Origin of the sequence: Corynebacterium sp. ES2730-CONJ (assembly GCF_024834055.1) — a bacterium.
In the GTDB taxonomy this organism is placed as follows: domain Bacteria; phylum Actinomycetota; class Actinomycetes; order Mycobacteriales; family Mycobacteriaceae; genus Corynebacterium.
On the sequence record NZ_JANUXZ010000003.1, the window covers coordinates 77,524 to 100,918 of the forward strand.

A 23,395-nucleotide genomic window follows, 5' to 3' on the forward strand; every position below is an offset into this window, starting at 1 on the left:
TGATACGCAAGAAGATGACCCAAAAGCTCAGCACGCCTGGATTGCGATTCAAAAAATCCAGCTTGCCCGTAGGCTCGCAAATCGCCGTTGGTATGCTCGGCCTTGTGATTCTCATGGCTATTTTCGCGCCGTTGATCACCAAATTTGATCCTCTCACCACCTCGCTTCCCTTCGATCCTTCGGTGGTTGGCGATGAACAAGCTAATAGCGCACTAGTCCCAGTCGTTCCGCCAGATTCCACCTTCTGGTTTGGAACCGACGCCTCCGGCCGCGACGTCTTCGCTCGTGTAGCCTATGGCGCTCGCTACTCCCTCGCCATTGGCCTCCTATCTACCGCAATGGCACTAGTCTTCGCCGCGGTCCTCGGCTCCATCGCAGCAACAGCTGGCAAGGTAGTTTCCGAGATCCTCATGCGTATTTTGGACATCATCATGTCCTTCCCCGGCATCGCTTTGGTTGCTGTTTTCGTAGCCTCCCTCGGTAAGACAATCGGCGTGATCGTCTTTTCCATTGGCTTCCTGTATGTGCCGCAGCTCTCCCGTATCGTTCGTGCCAACGTACTCTCACAGTTTGGTGAAGATTATGTTTCCGCTACCAAGGTCATGGGTGCTCGCACGTCCTGGATTCTGTTTAAACACGTTGCCCGTAACTGCATCGCTCCCATTATGGTGTTCGCGACGGTGCTGGTAGCCGATGCGATCGTACTCGAAGCCTCGCTATCATTTATCCAAGCTGGAGTTCAGCCACCTGCTCCATCGTGGGGTAATATCCTGGCCGACGGTAAGCAACTTTTGACTTCAGGATTCTGGTGGCCCACATTCTTCCCAGGTCTGATGATCTTGATCACCACCTTGTCTCTGAATGTACTTTCCGAGGGTCTCACTGATGCGTTAGCAGCACCTCGAGCTCGCGGTAATGCCAAGTTCATCGGGGCAACTGAGGATGAAGTCGAAAAGCGTAATGAGTATATCGTCAGCGAGTATGTTCGCCAGAAGGAATCTCTTGGCGAGCGCTTGGATGCGCTGCGCATTTCTGAAATCTCCCGCGATGATCGCCTCATCTTAAGCCCAGAGAAAAGCGCGCAACCTCCACTACTCGAGGTCAAGAACCTCACCATCAAGTTCCCAGCAGCCCACGGTGATGTGGCTATTGTGGATAATGTCTCCTTCTCCGTTCGCCCGAGTGAAACTATGGGTCTAGTGGGTGAGTCCGGATGCGGCAAGTCCATCTCGTCTATGGCGGTGATGGGTCTGCTCCCTGATACCGCAGAAATTACTGGTTCAATCCTTTTCGACGGACACGAGCTAGTCGGTATGGATCCCAAGGAGCACAACTCCTTGCGTGGCCATGAAATTGCCATGATCTACCAAGATGCTCTGAGCTCCCTCAACCCCTCGATGCTTATCTCCTCACAGATGAAGCAACTGACCTCGCGCGGCGGAACGCGAACCGCTGAAGACCTTCTTGAATTGGTGGGCCTCGATCCTGACCGCACCTTGAAGTCTTATCCCCATGAGCTCTCCGGTGGACAGCGTCAGCGTGTGCTCATTGCTATGGCGCTCACTCGCGATCCTAAATTGGTCATCGCAGACGAGCCGACAACCGCGTTGGACGTGACGGTTCAAAAGCAGGTCATTGACCTGCTCCACGATCTGCAACAAAAGCTAGGATTCGCCATGGTCTTCGTATCGCACGACCTCGCCCTTGTGGCCTCGGTCTCGCATCGCGTCACCGTTATGTACGCAGGTCAGATCGTCGAGCAGGCACCAACTGCCGAGCTTATGACCAGCCCAACCCACGAATACACCAAGGGTCTGCTGGGGGCTGTGCTTTCGATCGAATCCGGAGCCGAAAGGCTCCACCAGGTACCCGGCACAGTGCCTTCGCCTCGCGAATTTGTTACGGGCGATCGTTTCGCTCCGCGTTCCTCGCACCCGACTGTGGGTATCGACACCCGTACCGTCCCCGTTGAGGTTGGTCCCGAGCATTGGTATGCGGAGCTTCCAGAATACCTCGACGCTCACAACCGTCCGATTGCTAAGAGTTAAGGAGCACTGACATGACTTCTCCACAGGACGTCCCTGTTATTGAGCTGAAAAATGTCCACGTGGTTCACACCTCACGTACTGGTAAACTCTTCCGGCCGGATAAGGTTCATGCCGTCAATGATGTGTCCATGAAGGTGTTTAAGGGTAAAACCCTAGGCATTGTGGGTGAATCAGGGTGCGGTAAGTCAACTACAGCGCGTGTCATGGTGGGCTTGCAGAAGCCTACCGGGGGAGAGGTTCTCTTCCGTGGCAAACCGGCGCACTTCAATGCTTCAGGGCGCAAGGAAATTGGACGTGCTGTTTCGGTGGTCTTTCAAGATCCCGCAACCGCCCTCAACCCTCGTATGATCATCCGCGATGCGTTAACTGATCCTATGAAGGTCCACGGCATTGGCACTCCGGAGTCGCGCGTTGCCCACGTCAAGGAGCTCCTCGATCTAGTGGGTCTACCTCAGTCGGCCCTCGACGTGTTACCTCGCCAGATCTCAGGTGGCCAGCGCCAGCGCGTGGCTATTGCTCGCGCCCTGGTTCTAGAACCTGATGTCATCATCGCCGATGAACCGACCTCCGCCCTCGATGTCTCGGTGCGTGCACAGGTACTTAACCTTCTCGTAGATCTGAAGGAACGCCTCGGACTTGGTTTGGTTTTCATCTCCCACGACATCAATACTGTCCGCTTTATTTCTGATCGCATCGCGGTGATGTATAAGGGTTCGGTAGTCGAAGAACAGTCGACGACCGATATCTTCAACAACGCCCATGATGACTACACCAAGATGCTGCTCTCCGCAGTTCCTTCATTGGTGCAGGAATCGCAAAAGCTCTACTAGTTTCACCCTCGGTGTGCCCCGGAGGTCGTAACCTCCTCCTCCGGGGCACTGGAGGATACTTCATCTTTTTCTCCTTTTCGGAAAGGTCCTTAACATCATCATGAATAAGAAATTTCATGGCATCATCCCTCCGCTCGTTACCCCACTACTCGAAGATGGATCCTTCGACCGCGAGAGCTTCAAACGTCTAATTGATAGACTCATTGATGCAGGATGCCATGGTCTTTTCGTCCTCGGTTCCTCAGGCGAAGTCGTTTTCTCCACTGACGCGCGGCGCCGGGAAATCATTGCTGCTGCAGTTGAATTCAACGCGGGCAGGGTGCCTGTGCTGGTGGGCTGCATCGATACAGAGACCAACCGTGTTATCGAACATGCCAAGGTCGCCCAGGAACTCGGCGCCGATGCGATTGTGGCTACCGCCCCCTTCTACGCACTCCAGGGCCTCGAAGAGATTGAGCGTCACTTCCGCCTCATTCACGAAGCCTGCGAGTTGCCACTTTTCGCCTACGATATTCCAGTGTGTGTTCACACGAAACTACCGCACACCTTGCTCGTACGTCTTGGACAAGAAGGTGTTCTCGCTGGTGTTAAGGATTCCTCAGGTGACGACGTATCATTCCGCTTCTTGGTCCAAGATAACGAACGCGCTGGCCACCCTCTGACCATCCTCACCGGCCACGAAGTTGTCGTAGACGGAGCTTATTTGTCCGGGGCTGATGGTGCAGTTCCAGGTCTGGGCAACGTTGATCCAGCAGCTTATGTGCGCCAGTGGAACGCCTACCAAAATGGCGACTGGGAGACCGTACGCGCCGAACAGGATCGACTTGCGGATCTGATGCGCATTGTTTTCGTACCCCAAGACCTGCACGGCTACGGCGCCGGCGTAGGTTCTTTCAAGTCCTCTCTGATGCTCCAAGGCGTTTTCACCAGCAATACGATGCCAGCTCCTGTGCGTACTCAAAGTGCGGAAGTGGTTCAAGGAATTGGTGAACTGCTCAAGGCTCACGGCGTTCTCTAGAAGAAGGTTAAACGATAATGAGCACGGATATCACCAGCATCATTGAGCAAACAAAGGGGCTCATTGTGAGCTGCCAAGCCTATCCAGGCGAGGCACTGCGAACTCCTGAAGTCACTGCCAGAATGTGTCAAGCAGTAGTTGCAGGTGGAGCGGTTGCGGTTCGCGTCCAGGGTGTCGTCGACATCTCAGCTGCGCGCCAGGCAGTTGAAGTCCCAGTGATCGGCTTGATTAAGTACGGACATGATGGAGTGTATATCACCCCTTCTACTGCTCACGCTCGTGCGTGCGCCTTAGCCGGGGCTTCGATTGTGGCTATTGATGCCACCAATCGGCCCCGGTTAGGAGGGGAGTCTTTCGCCGATGCTGTGCGTAGTATCCACGAAGAATTCCCTGGAGTCGCCATCATGGCTGACTGCGGTAGCCTCGATGACGCCCTGCGGGCTGAGGAAGCTGGAGCTGATCTCATAGGTACGACGCTCGCCGGATATACCGGTGATCGAGAAAAAACCGCGGGACCAGATTTCGAGCTTATCGACGCTGCATGTGAGCACATCACTCGACCCATCATCGTCGAAGGCCGCATCCACACCATAAGTCAGCTCAAAGAAGTATTTACTCGCCCGATCCATGCTGCCTGTGTGGGCACCGCCATTACTCATCCCACCTCGATTACCTCGTGGTTTAGTCAGGCTATCGAATACTAATTGATGGGATCCCCATCCCCCTTATACCGTGGCAGAAAGGATATATTCTCATGGCTGTGAGTACTACCCAGCAGGCAGTAGCCGGAATAGAAAAATATATCCGAACCCACGGACTTCGTGAGGGGGATGCATTGCCCTCCGAGACTACCCTGTGTGACGAGCTAGAGTGCTCGCGCAGCTCCGTCCGCGAGGCTATGCGAACATTGCAGTCACTCGATATCGTCCACATCCGTCGTGGCCAGGGTACTTTTATTTCGAAAATGAGCATGAGTCCGCTGGTACGTGGGATGGTTCTGCGTTTGACTCTCGATCCCCGTAACGCTGGGGAAAATCTCCTCGAGGTAGTTGCTACGCGGGAGGCTATCGAATCAGCACTGGCCGCAGAACTAATTGACAAGCATACTTCCGCAAGTATCGAGGATATGCTCATCACGGTTGAACAAATGCGTTCGAGCTACGAAAACCGCGGCCATTTTACCCGCGAGGACCGTCTGTTTCATCGGCAGCTACTAGCACCAACATCTAATAAACTTATGCGGGAGCTTTCCGACGCCCTTTGGCAGATTCACGACCGAACGGTGCCCATGCTCAGCCTTGATATCTCTTCGGACTACGCACGCACCATTGAATCGCATGCCGTCATGGTCAAAGCCGTTGCCGCCCGTGATGTTGAGGCCTTCAAAACTGCAGTCCACCATCACTATATTCCGCTGCGAGAAGCAGTGGCGAAACTCAATTAAGGATAAAGTATGGTCAGCATTGCCGTCGATATCGGTGGCACCAAAATTGCCACGGGAATTGTCCTCGATGACAAGCCTAAAGAAGTGCTATTTCGCAGCGTTCGTCCAACCTTGGCTCAAGAGGGTGGCCAGGTAGTCTTACGCGAAGTAATAGCCGCCATTCAAGAAAGCCGAGAGCTGGCCAAAGAAGCTGGTCTGGAGCCAAAGCGCATCGGAATCGGAGCCCCAGGCGTGGTAGGGAACGGCCGCATTCTATATGCGGGCCCCACCATGCCAGGCTGGGTCGGAACCGAACTTACTGAACGTATCACCGAAAAGTTTCAGCTTCCCATCGCTCTTCATAACGACGTGCGCGTCATGGGATTGGGAGAAGCCGTCTATGGCATCGGTGCAGACAAAGAAGTTCTCTTTGTCTCCATTGGCACTGGCATCGGGGGAGCTCTGATTAGTCGGGGCGAATTGATTGATTCCCCCCACTTCAATCGGGGAGAAATCGCTTATCTCCTAGGACCCACTCCACAGGGAGGCTGCGCTCCGATTGAACACGTTGGTTCAGGTCCAGCGATGTCTCAAGCCTATGGCACCGATTCTTTGCACCCGGTAATGCAGGACTACCGAGCAGGGGTCAAGGAGGCGCGCGCACTTATCGATAAAAGCCAGGAGTGCGTGGGGCAGGCGATTGCCGGTTTTATCAACTCTTATGATGTCGACGCCGTAGTTCTCGGTGGTGGAGTAGGAACCTTGCCGGAAACCCTCGCGCCCTTCGAAAAAGGTCTGCGTTCAGGTCTCATTTCTTCTCTTAAGGATATTCCGTGCATTCAGGCGACTCTCGGTACTAACGCACCACTCGTGGGCGCCGCATATCTTGCTCGAACAAAGGACAATACGTAATGGCTGATATTTTCCGCGGACGTGTCGTTAATCGTGAGGGAATCACCCCCATGGAGATGGAGGTAACGGACGGTGCAATCTCGGCTCTGAGGGTTCTCGACGAGGATCCAGATTCGCTGCCCATTCTCTTCCCTGGCTTTACTGATATCCATAACCACGGCGGGGCAGGGGAGTCTTTCCCTAACTCCGACCTTGCTGGGTGTCGCAAAGCTGCACGCTACCACGCTATGCACGGCACTACGTCGATGCTCGCCTCTCTAGTTTCTGCAACTGAGGAGATCCTGACCGAGCAAACAAAAATTCTTGCGCAACTAACTCACGAGGGTGAAATAGCCGGAATTCATATGGAGGGCCCCTTCGTCAATCCAGGTAAATGTGGCGCTCAGGATCCTGATGCCATTATGCCCGGAGATCCAGAGATGTTTAATCGGATTGCTAGCAGCAGCGAGGGCACCATGCGCTCTGTCACCTTCGCCCCAGAAACTGCTCATGCTAAGGAACTTGTCGATGTGTGTGTTGCCCACAATATCATTGTCTCCCTCGGGCATACGAACGCTGATGCCGATACCACTTGGGAGATTGTTGATTATGCCCTCAGCAAGCGGGCGACTGTGACTGCGACGCACCTTTTTAACGCTATGCCAGCTATCCATCACCGTGAACCAGGAGCAGCAACCGCGCTTATCGACGCCGCTGAGCAGGGCCTGGTGACAGTAGAGGTCGTTGCCGATGGTGTTCACCTTAATGACCATATAGTCAATATGGTGCGCAATGGTTCGCCTCATAATACTATGTTCATAACCGATGCTATGGCTGCCGCTGGCTTGGGCGACGGAGACTACGTGCTAGGAGCACTCCCGGTGACAGTCAGCGACGGAGTCGCTCGTCTCACCCACGGCGGAGCGATCGCCGGGGGTACGTCCACCATCCACCAACAACTGCGTCGGCACACCGCCAAAGGGTGGACCTTAGACGACATGGTTCCCCTCGTGTCTCAAAATGCTGCTGCATTATTGCAGCTTAACTCGGGCGAGCTAGAGATGGGCCGCGATGCCAATTTCGTGATTATGGATGAGGATCTATCAATCCAGAGCGTTTATCGCTTGGGTAAAGAATTGTCATACTAAAAAAAGGAGTTAGTAATTATGGAAATTATCATTATGCCTGATGCCCACCAAGTGGCACTGCGCGCAGCCGATGTCTACGAAGGCTATGCCACCGAAGGGGCAACGTTGGGACTAGCGACTGGTTCCACCCCGCTGGCGATGTATCGTGAGCTCATCCGTCGTCATCGCGAAGAAGGGTTAAGCTTCGCGCAATGCCGAGCCTTCCTCCTCGATGAATATGTGGGACTACCTCGCACACATGAGCAGAGCTACTATGCCACCATTCGGAACGAATTTACCTCCCATATAGATATCGATGACACCGCGGTGAAGAGTCCCGATGGGACAGCCCCAGATGTCACTGAGGCTGGGAAAGCCTACGATGCCGCTATCAAAGAGGCCGGTGGCGTAGATATTCAGCTTCTTGGAATTGGAACCGATGGACATATTGGGTTCAACGAGCCAGGTTCCTCCCTGCGTTCTCGCACTCGTCTGAAAACTTTGCATCCGCAAACGATCAAGGATAACGCTCGCTTCTTTGAATCCGAGGATGAGGTTCCTATCCATGTTCTCACCCAAGGACTGGGCACTATCTCCGAAGCCCGACATCTGCTGTTACTTGCCACGGGGACCAATAAGGCTCAGGCAGTACGAGATTTTGTAGAAGGACCGCTCGCATCCGTATGCCCGGCCTCAGTACTGCAATTGCACAATCACGCTACCGTGATCGTTGACGAAGAGGCGGCATCACTTCTCGAGCATGCGGACTATTACCGCTTCGCCTTTGATCACAACCCTGCGTGGAAGAAATAAGGGCGGTACCCTTTTAGAGAAATATTCTCTAAAAGGGTACATTTATCTGCTATGGAGACCCTCGAACCGCCTCGACTTCTAGGCCCCCAGGAAATTCGTCAGCTGGCGGACCATCTGGGGGTGAGCCCGACAAAAAAGCTGGGTCAAAATTTTCTTCTCGACCCCAATACAGTGCGCATGATCGTTCATGCAGCTGGACTCAATGACGAAGGTGTTTCAGAGCACGTCGTCGAAGTGGGGCCCGGCCTAGGCTCTTTGACCCTCGGCTTAATCGACCAGGCGCAGCATCTGACAGCTATCGAGATTGATCAAAACTTGGCTCGTCAATTACCGCAGACGATAGCTGATTACGCCCCAGATTTCGCCTCTCGTTTTTCCTTGATGGGAGCGGATGCGTTGCGGATAAGTTCGACTGATCTCTCGAACCCCACGGCTCTGGTTGCTAACCTTCCATATAATGTTTCGGTGCCAGTAATCTTGCATATGCTCAAAACTTTTCCTTCAATCCAACGAGTTTTGGTGATGGTGCAAGCAGAAGTTGCCGATAGGCTAGCGGCAAAACCCGGCAGTAAGGTTTACGGTGTCCCGAGCGTCAAAGCTGCCTTTTATGGAGATGTAAAAAGAGCCGGCTCCATCGGTAAAACCGTCTTTTGGCCCGCACCGAAAATAGATTCCGGCTTGGTTCGTATCGATTGCACTCGTCCCTATGATCTTTCTCTGAGGCAGCAGGTATTTCCACTTATTGATGCTGCTTTCCTCCAGCGCCGCAAAACCATGCGCGCGGCATTATCAGGATTCTATGGATCGGCAGCTCAGGCCGAAAATGCTCTCAGACGTGCAGGAATTGATCCTGCTATTCGCGGTGAAAAGCTTGGCATAAATGATTTTATTCGCTTGGCTCACGCCGGGGGGAGCGACATCTAAAGTGCCGAAGGTTCCTAAAATATCGAAAGTAACTGCCAAAGCCCAAGGCAAAGTGAATATCCATTTAGGGGTGGGGCCCATACGAGACGATGGCTACCATGAGCTTTCTACAGTTTTCATGGCTCTCGATCTCAGCGATACCATTACCGTCGAGGCCACCACGGGGGTTGGGGTCACCACTCTTGATTGCGCGGAGACCGGGGTGCCAACCAACGCTCGTAACCTCGCGTGGCGGGGAGCCGAACTGGTGCTGCAGCGCTATGGGCGCCTCGGTAAAACACAGGGTCTCAAGATTACTATTGAGAAAGGTATTCCGACAGCTGGTGGAATGGCCGGTGGGAGTGCCGATGCCGCCGCAGCCATGGTGGCCACTAACCACATGCTGGGCGGTCGCCTCAGTCAGGCAGAACTGTTATCCTTAGGTGCCCAGCTGGGTGCTGATATCCCATTTACTATCCTCGGTGGTGTAGCTCTTGGTCAAGGAAGAGGTGATGAGCTCCGGCCTTGTGAGTCCAAAGGTAAATTCCACTTTGCTCTTGTTTTTTCGGATACCGGCCTATCCACACCTGAGGTTTTTCGTACCCTGGATTCTATGGATCGTATTTCCCATATGGACTCCTCGCGGGCAGAAGCTGCGCTTCGACTCGGTGACGCGGATGCATTGGCGGAAGCTATGTGCAATGATTTGCAACCCGCCGCCTTAAAACTTCAACCAGCACTTGCAGATATTCTCGCCGCGGGTCAATCCGCCGGAGCTCTTCGGGGCATAATTTCCGGCTCGGGGCCGACGTGTGCTTTCCTCAGTCCTCATGAAGAGAGCGCACGCGCTATCGCCCGTGCGCTCTCACCCCTAGCCCGCACTGCTATCGCTTCCGGTCCAGCTCGCGGGGCATATATTGAACGGATACATCATGGCTAATCTCATCAATCTGGCAGAAGTCTCGAAGTCATTCGGCTTAAAAACCCTTCTCGATGAGGTGAGCTTAGGTGTGCAGTCCGGAGATCGCATTGGCGTAGTGGGACTAAATGGTGGGGGAAAGACTACTCTGTTAGAGGTTCTCACGGGGATCGAGCCTCCAGATTCTGGGCGAGTAAGTCATACTACGGACCTGAGGATGGCGGTAGTTACTCAACGCGCTGAGCTTGATCCACAGGCCACCATAGCCGACATCGTGTTGCGTCCGTTGGGACTAGCCACCTTTGAATGGGCTGGTGATGCGCGAGTACGTGAAGTGCTTAATGGTTTAGGGGTTGCACGGCTCGGGCTGGACACTAAAGTGGGGGAGCTGTCGGGTGGGGAGCGACGCCGTGTAAATTTAGCGGCAGCCCTCGTTAAAGAACTCGATGTGGTCGTTCTCGACGAGCCCACCAACCACCTTGACATTGAGGGTGTCCAGTGGCTGGCTGCTCATATTGTTGCCCGCAAAATCGCGGTTGTAGTAGTCACCCACGACCGGTGGTTTCTCGATACTGTCGCGACCAAGACCTGGGAAGTCCACGATGGTCACGTCGACATCTACGACGGTGGCTATAACGATTGGATTTTTGCCCGCGCGGAACGGTCACGCCAGGCCGATGCCGTAGAGCAACGCCGTAAAAACCTAGCCCGCAAGGAGTTAGCGTGGTTGCGTCGAGGAGCGCCCGCACGCACCTCTAAGCCTCGTTATCGCATTGAGAACGCCGAGGCGCTCATCGCTGATGTCCCTTCACCGCGCGACAGCGTGGAGCTCATGGCTTTTTCAAAGAAACGCCAGGGCAAGGTTGTCATTGAGCTGGAAAATGCCCGTATCGAAACTCAGGACCATCGAGTTCTTGTTGAAGATCTCACCTGGCGTTTAGGGCCCGGCGAGAGAATTGGCCTCGTAGGCATCAATGGTTCCGGTAAGACCACGCTGTTAAGAGTGCTCGCTGGTGCTTATCCACTCAGTGCTGGACGTCGTATTGAAGGGCGAACCGTGCGCATAGGATGGCTGCGTCAGGAACTCGACGATTTGGATCCACATATTCGACTCCTTGATGCCGTGGAAGAAGTGGCAAGCTATGTACAGCTAGGTACTAAGGAGCTCAGCGCGTCTCAACTAGCCGAACGTCTTGGCTTTAGCGCGAAGCGCCAGCGTACACCAGTGGGCGACCTATCCGGTGGGGAACGCCGACGTTTGCAGCTAACCAGAGTGCTCATGGCTGAGCCGAATGTGCTGCTCTTGGATGAGCCCACCAACGACCTTGATATTGATACCTTGCAGGAATTGGAATCTCTTCTGGATAACTGGGCAGGAACTCTTGTCGTGGTCTCGCACGATCGATATCTTATCGAGCGTATCGCTGATTCCACATGGGCCCTTTATGGTGATGGCATCTTGAGTAACCTTCCTGGTGGGATCGAGCAATACTTACAACGACGGCAGGAAATACTAGCTGATACTCCTTCTGGGCTCATTCAACACGGAGAAGCTCAGGTGCATCAGCCGCAGCCGCAGATCGACCCAGCTTTAAAAAGGCGCGTTGAGAAGGAGATGAAAGCTCTCGAGCGTAGGGTGGAAAAACTTCGCGAACAGCTCACCGAGCTTGATGCTCAGATGGCCGCCGCCGCTCATAACGTCAGTGAACTGATGACATTAGGGGAGAAGGCCCGCGTGATCCGTGAGGATATTGAGGGCCTGGAAATGGAATGGATGGAGCGAGGAGAGCAGCTCGAGCTATGACAGTTGGGCACGAAGCCTTTCGAGCTCAATCTGATCTTCGACAGCTTGGATAATGCGCTCGACATATTGGCCGAGCTTGCCAGCGTCCATCCAGCTTTCGAGAGGGCTGAAAGCTTGATCAGAGATTCCAGAAATACGCTCACGGGCTTCATTGAGTCCTGTTTCGCCACCCTCATGAACCCTTTGCAGGGTGGAGTGGGCGATATGGCCGGTGACTGTTAGCTCACCTAACATGGTGATGAGAAAATCTACGTTGGCGTAATCAACGGGGAAACCCTTTGCAACGAGATAGCCTGAGATATCCCTGTAGTAGTCGAGGGCATGCACATGAGCTGCTGGAGTTTCTAACATGGCCTTCTCGAAACCAGGATAACGCTCAAAAAGATCCCATAATTGCTTAACCAGAAAGCGTAGGGCATCCTGCCAACCCATCTCGTCCTTCGGCAAGGTCAGTTGCGATAGTCCGTGTTCTAAACATAGATGCACTATATCGTTGCGTGTTTGAACGAGGCGGTATAGCGATGGACTGGAAACTCCTAGTTCTCGAGCTATATCGGCAAGGGTGAATTTATCCACTCCACGTTTGAGAGCAATACGTACTAGGTCAGATTCATTGAATTTAGGCTTTGGTCCAGTCTTCTTTACGGGCATAGCGAAGATAATACTACTCCTAAGTTATATATTCGAATGCCTTTAAAACTTCGACCTCGTTGACATTCGCCTTCGTTTTAAGACTTTATTCGGCATCTTATTTGAGATCAGCAACTGCACGTATAGCGACGTAAACACGCCGAAGCGGGTAAATTGGAGGTATGTCCAACAAAGAAGAGAAAAAACCGCGGAAACTGAATAAGAAGACCTACCAAGCAGAGCTGAAGCGGCTACAGGCCGAGCTCGTGGAGATGCAGCAGTGGGTGGTAGCTACAGGGGCCCGCGTGGTCATTATTATGGAGGGCCGCGACGCCGCAGGCAAGGGGTCGGCAATTAAGCGCATCACCCAATATCTCAACCCACGTTCGTGCAGGATTGAAGCGCTTCCTGCTCCCAACTCGAGAGAACAGGGACAGTGGTATTTTCAGCGCTATGTGGAGAAACTCCCCACCGCCGGCGAAATCGTTATTTTTGACCGATCCTGGTACAACCGGGCGGGCGTCGAGCGCGTCATGGGATTTTGTACAACCGAGGAATACCGGAAATTTCTCCATCAAGCGCCAATATTTGAGCGCCTGTTAACGGAAGATGGCATCATTTTGCTCAAATACTGGTTCTCGGTATCGAATGAAGAACAAATTGAGCGCTTTAAGTCCCGCCGTAACGATCCACTGCGCCGATGGAAACTCTCGCCTATTGACCTCAAATCTATTACACGTTGGGAGGACTATTCCCGCGCTAAAGATGAGATGTTTATCCACACCGATATTGTGGTAGCACCGTGGTACACGGTTGAGAGTGAGGATAAGAAGCGCTCCCGGATCAATGTGATCAACCATATTCTCTCGGCTGTCCCGTATGAGCATATTAAACAGGAATTACCGGAGATACCCGAGAGGCCTGAATCGTCGTATGACTATCAGCGCCCTCCGCGGGAAGAGTTCCGTTATGTTCCAGATGTAGCCAAACGCTTGGAGGAATAACATGAAACCTGGCCGCGCTAGCTGCTCATATAACTAGCAAAACCTATTTATCGGAATCTGGAAATAGCTCGTCTAAAACAGTGAGCACTCCGTGCTCGCTATTGGGAGGGGCTATATGGTCGGCAATATCCTTCAATTTTTGATGACCGTTGTCCATGACATAGGAGGTCCCAGCGGCCTCGATAAGTTCGTAGTCGTTGAGATAATCTCCAAAAGCTAAAGTTTGGGATATATCGATGCCCATAGCGTCTGCAAGCTCGCGCAAAGCTTTGCCTTTATTAGCAGACTTATTCATGACATCAATCCAATGCTTGCCGGAGACTGCAACAGCGAGGTGATCAGGAAGCGCGGAAAAAAGGTCATGGGCGCGATCTTCAACGTCCTCGAAGCTGTAGAGGGCAAGCTTTACAACATCATCGTTGACTGCCTGATGAAGGTCTTCGATATGGGTGAGGCGGGCGTAGTACCGGGTACCTTCAGCTAGGAAGTCCTCGTCGGTGCGTGAAACAAATGCCCCATCTGTGCGGCACAGGGCAAGGCCCCAATCGATCTCTGGGTGAGCGTCAACAATGTCAATAATGCGGTGGGCATCCTCAGGGGCGATCGTTGTCGTTGAGATGATCTCACCTTCGTGGTAGACCATTGTGCCATTCTCGGCGATGACCGAAACCGGGTAGGATGCCTGCTCGAACTGATTAAGCAGCGTATACAGCTGACGGCCTGAGGCTGGAGCGAAGGCGACGGACTGCGAAGTTAGTCGATCAAGAAGAGCCCAAAACCCCTCAGGTATATGGTGTTCGCTATCTAATAATGTGCCGTCCATATCGCATACGACTAGTTTGTACTGCGGATCCTGATTACCCATTATCTCGGCGTGCCTTTCTCGATAAGTTCATGCAATGCCCACGCTACCTTACAAGATGCTAGCTAGCGGAGCACATTTTAATATGTCACACTTAGCCTATGACAGATAGCGTGATTCGTGCCTATGTTGAAAATCGCACCGGTATTGTCGAGCTTAACCGCCCCCAGGCTCTTAACTCTCTGAATCTCGAGATGGTCACTATTATCTCGAAGCATATGAGCATCTGGGAAGCCGATCCCGATATTGACCAAATACTGATTTATTCTAATTCCAAAGCTTTCTGCGCCGGCGGTGATGTGCGCCTCGCCCGAGAGTATATTATTGCTGGCGATCCCGAGCGCGCCGACGAATTTTTCCGTGCTGAGTACGCCATGAACGCTCAGATTCATCACTGCACTAAACCGTATATCGCGCTGATTGATGGTGTAGCCATGGGCGGCGGCTTGGGTATTTCGGTGCATGGTAGTCACCGCATCATAAGTGAAAATGCTCTTGCGGCGATGCCCGAAATGGCGATCGGGTTCATCCCAGATGTGGGTGTTGCCTATATGGCACAACGAATGGTGGGGCAGCGAGGCTTCGCATCGCCAGCCCTCGCGCGATTTATGCTCCTCAGCGGCTGGCATCTGGGGCCAGCTGATCTTCTATGGTCAGGTTTTGCAACCCATTATGTCGAACACGCAGATATGGAAGGTGTGCGCTCTGCGATCATTGCCCACGGTATTGATCAAGCGCTTGATCGCTATGCTCGACCAGTGAAGGGTGAATCGGAGCTTGCGAGATTTGCGGAGGCCATCGAGGAGGTCTTTTCGGCGGCCGAATGGCCCGATATCGAACGACGACTTACTGCCTATCCCGAGCTCGCTGAGCGTTTCGATACCCTCACCAAGGTGGCAAGTCCTACCTCCATGATTGCCGCCCTCGAGCTCTTAACTCGCAGCCAAGAAGCCAGCACTATAGAGGAAGAACTTCGTTTAGAAGAGAGGCTGGGGGCCTATCAGCGCCAGCACCCAGATTTTGCCGAGGGGGTCCGAGCAGTGCTCGTGGACAAAACTCGCGATGCTTCGTTCTGCCCTGCTCACATCGATAATGTGGACAAGGATGCGATTAAAGCCGCACTAGAATTGTCGTAGTTGACGGTAGGCGAATTCTGCTCGTTGCTTATCGACGCCGCTCGGGAGACGTGTGGATCGAGCGGCCGCCGCAGCCTCCGGAGTATAGGGAGGTAAATGGAAGGCGGGAGCGTCGATAAGCACGAGAGCAGTGGTGCACTCATTCACGGGAATAAAGACGTGAGTCCAGTGACCTACAATGCGCTTCACAGCATGGACAAGACCTAGTTCCTGGGCACGAGCAATAGAAGTAGGTTGGAGTAGTTCAGGAATAGCGTATTTTGTCGCGAAGGCTCGTACCGGTAGCAGCTCAGCTTCGCTGGAGTGGGCGAAGCTGAAGGTATCCCCACTGAGGAAGCCAGCTACGATCCCGTGGGCATTAATGGAATTGCCGCGAAACTTGACCTGAGCCTGATGGGTTTGCTCGTCATAGGTTACTCTGGCCTGGGGAAATGCGCCGTGGAAGAAGAGTTGATGTTCCACACTGAAGTAGAAGGAATCTGCCACAACGTCGGCGATGCTGAGTGAGTTCGTCGACTCTAAAGTTCCCGAGCTTAGATTGACGCGCGATCCGTTTTCGAAGACAATCACATCATCGTCGGCGCGAATCCTGATATTTTCGAAGGCCGCGAAAGACAGCAGCGCTCGCTGTAGATCTATGGAATGTGGCAGGGAGCGCAAACCAAGGGCGAGTGTTTCATCGATAGATGGCAAGAAACCGCCCCAGTCGGCATCTTCGGCTAGCACGAGATCCGTTGTCCCGTCATCCTGCGGTGCTAGATAGAGCAAACCTGGTCCAAAAATCGTCCGGGCCGCCTGGATGAGCTCATCTGAAGCGGGAGCGAAGAGAAAATCGAAATCGGGGTGGGGAACCAGCCATGTAATATGAGTCCGATCAGCGTTGAGTGAGCCGATAATTCGGCCCTTAAGCTTCAATGCCCGGTCAGCCCCAATAAGGTCAATCGCATAGCCGGATTCAGTGCGCATATAAGCAACCTTAGGGGACGTACCCAAGCAGGTCCGCAGGGCATAATCGCGGCGCAGAGCAGAGAAATAACCATCTGAACGTACGTCATCGAGGGTTCGAGGTGGTTGCAGGTGGGTAGACAATGAGGTTCCTCTAGGGTGAATTACTTCAAGCTAGGTAACCAGCGTTACCTAGCTTGTAATCTGGACATACCGCTATTTATCTTAGCGTAGAGGACTTTTAGGAACCTGTAGGCTGAACGCAACCAATGGTGTCGCTTCCAGCAGCTGCTGAGAAGAGCGTTTTACCCTCGTAAGTAGACACGTTGAAGATCATGACTTTTTCAAAAACTCCCTCGCCATTGGCGGGAGTATGCCAGCACCACTCGTGGGTCTCGGATTCGTCGTTGAGCGGTTGGTCGTAGACAAGGGTCATATCCAGCTCTTTGCGCGGTGGGTTGGAATAAATATAAGTCGCGAGCGCTTCCGTGGACATCTCGGGGTAGTAGGCATCCCAGAAGTAAGTTCCCTCTGCGGCAGTTTTATCCTCGATCTCCGTTGCACCCAAGGGGAGGACATAGTCGTAGAGCTTGGCTACGGTAATACCATCGCTGCCAACGCTGGTGCCTGAATCGGCTGTTGTGTGGTCTTCGTCGGAAGCGCAGGCAGCAAGGGCGGTTATGGTGGCGAGCCCGCAAATGAGGGGAATAATTTTCATATCGGAAATCCTTCAGAAGAGTCAACAAAGATTGCTATCAGCCTATCAAATGCGAGCTTGCTAACCCATTTTCTATCGGAGGGGCTCTCGTAAAATAGGGATGCCCGTTAGACTGTCAGGGACACCAAAAGGAAGCCCACAAAAAATAAAGGCAGTATTTAATGCTTCATGCTGTAACCTATGCATTCCTCGATTCGCTTAACGTCCTCCTCATCGGCATTGTGGTTGCATTGGGGATTATGCTGCCTGAGCGCTCCCGTTATCGCCACGTGGTGGGGGTCCTCATTGTTGGTGACTGGTTGGGAGTTTTTTTACTTGCATTAAGTACGATGTTTATTTTTGACCAATTAGGCGACGTCGTACGGAAAGCGGTTTCTTCGCCCATATTTGGTTGGTTGCTTATCTTTGTGGGCATATTAAGTATTGTGATGACGGCTCGCGGCGGGGACTCCCAGGCGATGGTCGCAAAGTTCCTGCCACCTTTGCATACCCCCAGCTTTCGTACCCTAATTATGGGACTATTTATTGGGCTCGCCCAATCTGTTACATCGGTTCCTTTTTTTGCGGGTATTGCAGTCTTAAGCGCCGGCGATTTTTCTTGGATGACCCGTTATCTGGGAATGATTGTTTACGCCAGTATTGCTCTGTCACTACCGACGTTATCGGCTCTCATGATGGTGTCTATCCGATCTCGGCCAACTTCGCGTGCAGCGGTCCTGTTCCAGGCAATGCGTGAACGACCGCGTTTGGCTTCGCAGATTGCCGGTTATACTGTTGGAATCGCTCTGATCCTTATGGGCAGCTTTCATCTTTAAGTGGTTGGTAGCACAGAGTTCATCTCATAACGGTTCGGTAAATTTCGGGCGCGGGGATGTAAAAATATGCGGAACTATGCCACCATAGATCTATGAAAAAGATTCGCCATATCGCTCTCGCCACCTCTCTTGCCTGTGTCATGGGATTAGCTCCTCAGGCAGCTGCCCAGCCTGCACCGAGTAGCTCAGACTTAGCAGCGATAGGCGGAAGCTCCGAATTTGTGCTGCCCAAGGAATTGCTCGACGTGGCCGATCAGTTGAGGATCCCAGTTCCTGCTGAGTTGCGTCCTGATGACACCCTCGCTCGCACTACTCACGAGCGGGCTGCTTTGCAATCTGCCACAGAAAAGCACCTTGCAAAGATGGGGCATACCCCTGATCAACGGGCGTATAGCATAGCTGCTGCTTGGGCTGATGAGGCTGCACGCGGACGAGTGGTATTCCACGGCAATGCTGGACGCGGCGGCAGTCATCTGCGTGAAGGCACCGGAAATATTTACCGCTATACCCCGCAACAAGCTCGCGAGCGGGCGAAGTGGCTGAAAAACTCCCCAAACTATTATCCAGATGGGCGAGGATTTGGGGTAGCTACATCGGCGCGCAGAGGCCAGGTTTTTGTCGTTGAGTATTTCCTCAACTAGCAGTGGTTTAATCCGCACCTTTGTCACGAAGGTGCGGATTTCCTATTCTCGGGATTGAGAGCTTTTGCCCTCGACACTTAGTATCATCTCGTGTTCAGCACTATTGCTAGGAGTCGAGGGGTGCTCAGGGGATAGTAGATCGCGTAAAGCTAGCACAGTGACGTAATGCTCAGGAGCAAAAGTGGCCCGACTCAGCACGCATCACTGGATGCCTGCCTCACATAATCAATATAGGAAACGGTTAGTGGTGCCCGGCTGTTGTTTATGGGGCCCTGCCAGCCGCTAGATACTGAACTTCATTGCACTCAGTAGGCCAAGGCTCACGCTATATGATCGCATATGCCCCTAGGTATCAGTTTGAACTCTTCGAATATAGCTTTACAGTCCGGTGATCAGGATTCACCTATTCCCCACGAGAGGCGTTTGAAAATGGTGAGATCTCGAGAGCCTCGTGGGCTGCGGCGACAGTTGAGGTGTCGGAAGTTCTTAACCTAATCTGCGACCATGGGGAAGAGTTCAAACTCGGGGTGCTCTTTTTCGATAAAGGCAAGTTTCCACTTATCCCCAAAGAGAGCGACGAGCTCGCCATCGGTGCGCGTGAAAATCTCAACTCCGCGCTGTTTGGCTAATTCTGGGGCGGTCTCTTCGGTGGTGCGCCGTGCTACGGAGTAGGGGATAGGGTCAGCTTGGGTTTCTACGTTGTATTCATTCTCCATTCGAGCCATCATGACTTCGAACTGCATGGGACCTACCGCCGCCATGACGGGGGCGGCATCGCCACGGGCGTCATTCCGCAAAATCTGCACTACCCCCTCGGCTGCGAGTTGGTCTAGCGCTTTGCGGAATTGCTTGTATTTGCCCAAGCTCTTCGCGCGAAGGGTGCGGAAATGTTCGGGGGCGAATTGCGGCATGGGTGGGAATTGCACTTTTCGTCCTGCGTAGATGGTATCGCCTGGTGCGAGGGAACCGGCATTGACCATACCTACGATATCGCCAGGAAATGCGCTTTCCACTGTGGATCGGGTGCGACCGAAAACAGTGAGCGCGTATTTTGTGGAGAAGCTGCGCCCCGATTGAGCGTGGGTGACCTGCATTCCGCGCTCGAATTCACCTGAAACGATTCGCATAAATGCTAGTGAATCGCGGTGATTTTTATCCATGCCGGCTTGTACCTTAAAGATTACGCCAGAAAATTCCGACCCTACTTCGCGAAAACCGTCGAAGGTGCCGGTGGCGGCGGCTAATACTTTCTCATCTGAGCCTCTTCCCTGGGGGGCGGGGGCGAGGGTGCATAAGGTATCGAGAATTTGGTGTACACCAAAATTCAACATCGCGGAGGCAAAAATAAGAGGGGAAGTCATGCAGGATAAAAAGAGTTCTTGATCGTGCACGGCTCCATCAGCAGCGAGGAGTTCTACCTCTTCGGTGGCATTGTCCCATGCCGCGCCCTCACGGGTATGGGCGGCATCGGGCTCGTAGTGCTCCTCTGGGGCAATGGTGGATCCGCCTGCGGTTCGCACAAAGTGGATATAGTTTTCTGCTTCACCCTCATCATTGATGCGAGCGAGTCCGCGAAAATCGCCTGCTTCTCCCACGGGCCAATAAAGCGGAGTGGGTTGTAGCCCGATCTCTTGAACGATTTCATCGACGAGTTCCAGAGGGCTGCGGCCTGGGCGGTCCCATTTATTGATCACCGTGATAATGGGGAGACCACGAGCTTTACATACCTTGAAAAGCTTGAGGGTTTGCGGCTCGAGGCCTTTGGCAGCGTCAATAAGCATCACGGCTGCGTCGACCGCGGTGAGGACGCGATATGTGTCCTCGGAGAAGTCGGCATGCCCTGGGGTATCGACGAGATTGATCATATAAGGCTCGCCCTCATGACCCGCCGGCGCATATTCAAATTGCAGAGCCGATGACGCGATCGAGATCCCGCGGTCTTTTTCCATCTCCATCCAGTCAGAAACAGTTGCCTTACGTCCTGCTTTACCGTGCACGGCTCCGGCTTCGTTAATGATGTGTGCGTGAAGCGCGAGAGCTTCTGTAAGTGTTGATTTACCGGCATCGGGGTGGGCGATGACTGCAAAGGTGCGACGGCGGGCGGCTTCTGTGGCGGTGTGGGTTGAACTCATGATTTTTAAGGATAGTACAAACTAGGTGCTCTCCTTTCTTTCTCCGTATGAGCAGAGTGGTGTTGATTACATAGGGCGTGGCTTAGTTGGTTTGAAAGTCTTATTCGTTTATTCTTGGATTCTGATGCCTATTGGTACTCGTTTTCATTATTTTCAATAAGAACCCCTTGATGGAAAGGCTCCCATGTCCCTTCGTCCTTCCGCTCAGAGGCTCTTAGCGTCGCTAACCTCGCTATCCATGCTCGGTGCAGCGCTCATAGTGCCCTCAACAGCAACTGCCAGCCCCGATGATGGCAAGCGTGTGATTACGCGCCACCATGTCGATTCCCCAAAGACCTTCTACGATGAAGCAACGGGATCTATCCAATTGCGCACCGAATACTCCGACGGAAAGACAGCCGAATTTGACGAGTCGGTCATCTGGATCGGTAAAGGCTGGGAGCGCGGATTCCGTGGATATGTACCCACCTATCAGTTCACCACCCCTGATAATGATTTATTCGATCATATGGGACTTAAGCGGGAAGCGACCTACTACGCGAGTCCAGCGAATATCCGCAGTTCAGCAACACCGATTTGGTGGGGTTATGGGTCAGATGAAAGCTTCAAAATCAACCAGTACCTCAATCAAATGGCCATGCTCGACCTCGTGAGCGTCAAAGGCCCAGGCCGCGTGGAACTGTTTAACTACTACGAGGACTACCCAGCTGGTCTCAATCAACTGCTCGGGTCAAGCGCTCAGAGCCCTCGCTCGAGCAAGCTCGATTTCGGAGAGCACACCCATAACTACACCCTTTTCACCAAGCCTGGACGCTATGAGCTCACCTACCGAACCGTAGCGCGCCAAACTGACAAGGAGCTGCTCTCCTCCAAGCTCAGCACGCTAGTGGTACAAGTAGGCGGCGAAGCTCCTAAGGATACTGCGAGCGCCAGCCTGAAGGACCGCTACTCCAACGCACCTGCCCAAACGCATTCCCCGGCTTATACACTGAGCATTGCCCCGACCGAGCTCAATGCCGAGAGTAGCGCCGGCGATGACAAGCTCGACACCATTCGTTTCGACGCCAAAGACGATTCGGTGCGCGGTACCCTGACTGTGCTTATCGATGGCTACCATCTCACTGATCTAGACGTGGTAGACGGTGTGGCGAGCTGGAATGAGCTCATGGGGCCTGAAGCCTCCAAACTTCAAGCTATTTTCGTCCCCGAGGGGGACGCTGGGCAACGCTGGATCTCGCCTATCTTAAGCCGCGAGGTCGATGAGGAATTCCAGGTCATCCCCGCGACGGTGGGAGGCGTTGAAACCGAAGAATCATCGTTTGATGAAAAAGTTCTAGCTCCGGTTGCCAACGACGTTGTAGACCTTGATCTCAACAATTTTGAGCCACGTGAAGATATCACCTGGGCAATTGCCATTACTCCTATTGAAGACGATCACTATCGCGTTACGCTCACCGCAAGCGACCCCAGGGCGCGCGGCGTAGTCAAGTTCCGCGCTGGTGAGGGCGGCGATGAATACTCCTTCTTCGTTGAAAACGGTGTAGGCACCCTTGTTCTTAGCGATAGTGATCTTCAAGATCGCCAGCCGCATATCAAGATCATCCCCCACCCAGCAGTTGCGGTTAGTGCTGTCGACGTAACTGCCACAGCACCAATAGATCTGGAAAGCGATTCGATAACCATTGCTACTCCTCCCATGGTGTCCACACCGCTTATCGACGCTCCCGCTGAAACCCCAGAAGTACCCCGGGTAGTTCATCGGTGTGAAGACAAGATTCTGCTCGACCGCGGGCACACCGACTTGGTGGTGGATCGGGAAGGCGAGAAGCTGAGCGCCATGATCTACGACGAGACGGGGATCGAGACCGACGACTTCATCAAGCGTGACATCGAATCAGTAATCAATGTTGTGTCGCCCGCCGCCTCCGTGGTACGCACGCAACGGTTTGATAACCAGGGACTCGACTTCATCGATGCCCAGTACCTCGATCAGGGTGAGAAGTTCTACCTCCTTCCCGAGAGCTTAGGCAATAAAACCAGTATTCTGTGGCCTGGCTACAACACCATGAAGCTCGATATGGAGGACTTCTCCGATGGGATTACGTGGCACCTAGAGCCCACGAAACTGCCTCAAGGAGCACAGTTTGGGCTCTACCGTGATGCCACCCTCAGCGATAACACCTTGGTCATGATCAACTCAGTGACCAAAGACTACGAGGAAAAAATCAGCACGGCTTCCCACGTGCACATGAACTGGGCGTTTAGCAAAGCTGGCGTATACACGCTCAAGAGCTATTTTACGGGCGAACTTAACAACGGCACGAACATTTCCTCTGAGCCCGAAGAAATGACCTTTGTGGTGGGACATAATGCCGACGAAGCCTGTAAAGTTTTGAGCCAGCAATCTCACGATGAACAAAGCCCTGAGGACACGCAGCCTGGGGATCAGCAACCAGAGGATCCGCAGCCTGAAGATCCAAAGCCTGAAGATCCAAAGCAGGAGCCCACCCCAGTCTGGATACCAATTGTTTCAGCCATCTCCACGATTGCCCTCACAGCTCTGGCAATCTTGCAGATGCAATGGCTCATCGATTTCCTTCGATCGATACTGCATCGTTAAATTGCGCGAGGCACCACTGCCCTAAGGGGTGCCATGTCGCACCCCTTAGGGTCATGCCCACCTCGGTTCAACTGGAATGAACTGGGCACCAAGCTTTTGAAGCATTTTCACAAGGA

General features: G+C 53.2%; 21 protein-coding genes. 16 read left to right on the forward strand and 5 right to left on the reverse strand.

Annotated elements, in window-relative coordinates:
- Nucleotides 1–2: 2 nt before the first annotated feature.
- The 11 genes from NXS13_RS04405 (at nt 3) to NXS13_RS04455 (ending at nt 11,776) form a co-directional block, all read left to right on the forward strand.
- Complete coding sequence (locus NXS13_RS04405; protein ID WP_259078452.1) at nt 3–2,048, forward strand: dipeptide/oligopeptide/nickel ABC transporter permease/ATP-binding protein; 2,046 nt, start codon at nt 3–5, stop codon at nt 2,046–2,048.
- Between the two features lie 11 nt (nt 2,049–2,059).
- Nucleotides 2,060–2,878 (forward strand): ABC transporter ATP-binding protein, encoded by an 819-nt coding sequence (locus tag NXS13_RS04410; protein ID WP_259078313.1) that lies wholly within the window; start codon nt 2,060–2,062, stop codon nt 2,876–2,878.
- Between the two features lie 100 nt (nt 2,879–2,978).
- Nucleotides 2,979–3,896, forward strand: coding sequence for a dihydrodipicolinate synthase family protein (locus NXS13_RS04415; RefSeq protein ID WP_259078311.1), 918 nt, complete (start codon nt 2,979–2,981; stop codon nt 3,894–3,896).
- A gap of 17 nt (nt 3,897–3,913) precedes the next feature.
- Complete coding sequence (locus NXS13_RS04420) at nt 3,914–4,600, forward strand: N-acetylmannosamine-6-phosphate 2-epimerase (protein WP_259158243.1); 687 nt, start codon at nt 3,914–3,916, stop codon at nt 4,598–4,600.
- 50 nt (nt 4,601–4,650) lie between these two features.
- Nucleotides 4,651–5,340 (forward strand): FadR/GntR family transcriptional regulator, encoded by a 690-nt coding sequence (locus NXS13_RS04425; RefSeq protein WP_259158246.1) that lies wholly within the window; start codon nt 4,651–4,653, stop codon nt 5,338–5,340.
- A gap of 9 nt (nt 5,341–5,349) precedes the next feature.
- Nucleotides 5,350–6,231, forward strand: coding sequence for an ROK family protein (locus NXS13_RS04430; protein WP_259158248.1), 882 nt, complete (start codon nt 5,350–5,352; stop codon nt 6,229–6,231).
- A complete protein-coding gene (locus NXS13_RS04435; protein ID WP_259158250.1) occupies nt 6,231–7,358 on the forward strand; it encodes an N-acetylglucosamine-6-phosphate deacetylase in 1,128 nt (375 codons plus the stop codon). Before NXS13_RS04430 ends, NXS13_RS04435 begins: the two co-directional genes overlap by 1 nt.
- A gap of 18 nt (nt 7,359–7,376) precedes the next feature.
- Nucleotides 7,377–8,150 (forward strand): glucosamine-6-phosphate deaminase, encoded by a 774-nt coding sequence (nagB, locus tag NXS13_RS04440; RefSeq protein WP_259078299.1) that lies wholly within the window; start codon nt 7,377–7,379, stop codon nt 8,148–8,150.
- 51 nt (nt 8,151–8,201) lie between these two features.
- Nucleotides 8,202–9,074 (forward strand): 16S rRNA (adenine(1518)-N(6)/adenine(1519)-N(6))-dimethyltransferase RsmA, encoded by an 873-nt coding sequence (rsmA, locus tag NXS13_RS04445; protein WP_259078297.1) that lies wholly within the window; start codon nt 8,202–8,204, stop codon nt 9,072–9,074.
- 1 nt (nt 9,075) lies between these two features.
- Nucleotides 9,076–9,993, forward strand: coding sequence for a 4-(cytidine 5'-diphospho)-2-C-methyl-D-erythritol kinase (locus tag NXS13_RS04450; RefSeq protein ID WP_396124748.1), 918 nt, complete (start codon nt 9,076–9,078; stop codon nt 9,991–9,993).
- Nucleotides 9,986–11,776 carry an ABC-F family ATP-binding cassette domain-containing protein gene (locus NXS13_RS04455; RefSeq protein ID WP_259158255.1) on the forward strand — a complete coding sequence of 597 codons (1,791 nt, stop codon included), beginning with the start codon at nt 9,986–9,988 and terminating at the stop codon, nt 11,774–11,776. The genes NXS13_RS04450 and NXS13_RS04455 overlap by 8 nt, the downstream gene beginning before the upstream one ends.
- Here NXS13_RS04455 and NXS13_RS04460 read toward each other — a convergent pair.
- The gene (locus NXS13_RS04460) at nt 11,771–12,427 is read right to left on the reverse strand and encodes a TetR/AcrR family transcriptional regulator (RefSeq protein ID WP_259158257.1); all 657 of its coding nucleotides are present in this window, start codon (nt 12,425–12,427) and stop codon (nt 11,771–11,773) included. The genes NXS13_RS04455 and NXS13_RS04460 overlap by 6 nt on opposite strands.
- Nucleotides 12,428–12,588: 161 nt before the next feature.
- On the opposite strand from NXS13_RS04460, the gene ppk2 reads away from it, so the two are divergent.
- The gene (ppk2, locus tag NXS13_RS04465; RefSeq protein WP_259078284.1) at nt 12,589–13,410 is read left to right on the forward strand and encodes a polyphosphate kinase 2; all 822 of its coding nucleotides are present in this window, start codon (nt 12,589–12,591) and stop codon (nt 13,408–13,410) included.
- A 43-nt stretch (nt 13,411–13,453) separates the two neighbouring features.
- On the opposite strand, the gene NXS13_RS04470 is transcribed toward ppk2, so the two are convergent.
- Nucleotides 13,454–14,275, reverse strand: a complete 822-nt coding sequence (locus NXS13_RS04470; RefSeq protein ID WP_259078282.1) for an HAD family hydrolase — start codon at nt 14,273–14,275, stop codon at nt 13,454–13,456.
- Between the two features lie 98 nt (nt 14,276–14,373).
- On the opposite strand from NXS13_RS04470, the gene NXS13_RS04475 reads away from it, so the two are divergent.
- Entirely contained in the window at nt 14,374–15,408 is a 1,035-nt protein-coding gene (locus NXS13_RS04475) for a 3-hydroxyisobutyryl-CoA hydrolase (protein WP_259158259.1), read from the forward strand.
- On the opposite strand, the gene NXS13_RS04480 is transcribed toward NXS13_RS04475, so the two are convergent.
- Entirely contained in the window at nt 15,394–16,497 is a 1,104-nt protein-coding gene (locus NXS13_RS04480) for a DUF6882 domain-containing protein (protein ID WP_259078279.1), read from the reverse strand. The genes NXS13_RS04475 and NXS13_RS04480 overlap by 15 nt on opposite strands.
- A gap of 97 nt (nt 16,498–16,594) precedes the next feature.
- Nucleotides 16,595–17,071, reverse strand: coding sequence for a hypothetical protein (locus NXS13_RS04485; protein WP_259078277.1), 477 nt, complete (start codon nt 17,069–17,071; stop codon nt 16,595–16,597).
- A gap of 161 nt (nt 17,072–17,232) precedes the next feature.
- On the opposite strand from NXS13_RS04485, the gene NXS13_RS04490 reads away from it, so the two are divergent.
- Complete coding sequence (locus tag NXS13_RS04490; protein ID WP_259289427.1) at nt 17,233–17,886, forward strand: hypothetical protein; 654 nt, start codon at nt 17,233–17,235, stop codon at nt 17,884–17,886.
- Between the two features lie 92 nt (nt 17,887–17,978).
- Nucleotides 17,979–18,527 carry a hypothetical protein gene (locus NXS13_RS04495; RefSeq protein ID WP_259078274.1) on the forward strand — a complete coding sequence of 183 codons (549 nt, stop codon included), beginning with the start codon at nt 17,979–17,981 and terminating at the stop codon, nt 18,525–18,527.
- A gap of 491 nt (nt 18,528–19,018) precedes the next feature.
- On the opposite strand, the gene NXS13_RS04500 is transcribed toward NXS13_RS04495, so the two are convergent.
- Nucleotides 19,019–20,659 (reverse strand): peptide chain release factor 3, encoded by a 1,641-nt coding sequence (locus NXS13_RS04500; protein ID WP_259078273.1) that lies wholly within the window; start codon nt 20,657–20,659, stop codon nt 19,019–19,021.
- Nucleotides 20,660–20,843: 184 nt separating this feature from the next.
- On the opposite strand from NXS13_RS04500, the gene NXS13_RS04505 reads away from it, so the two are divergent.
- Nucleotides 20,844–23,279 carry a choice-of-anchor M domain-containing protein gene (locus tag NXS13_RS04505; RefSeq protein ID WP_259158261.1) on the forward strand — a complete coding sequence of 812 codons (2,436 nt, stop codon included), beginning with the start codon at nt 20,844–20,846 and terminating at the stop codon, nt 23,277–23,279.
- Nucleotides 23,280–23,395: the final 116 nt, after the last annotated feature.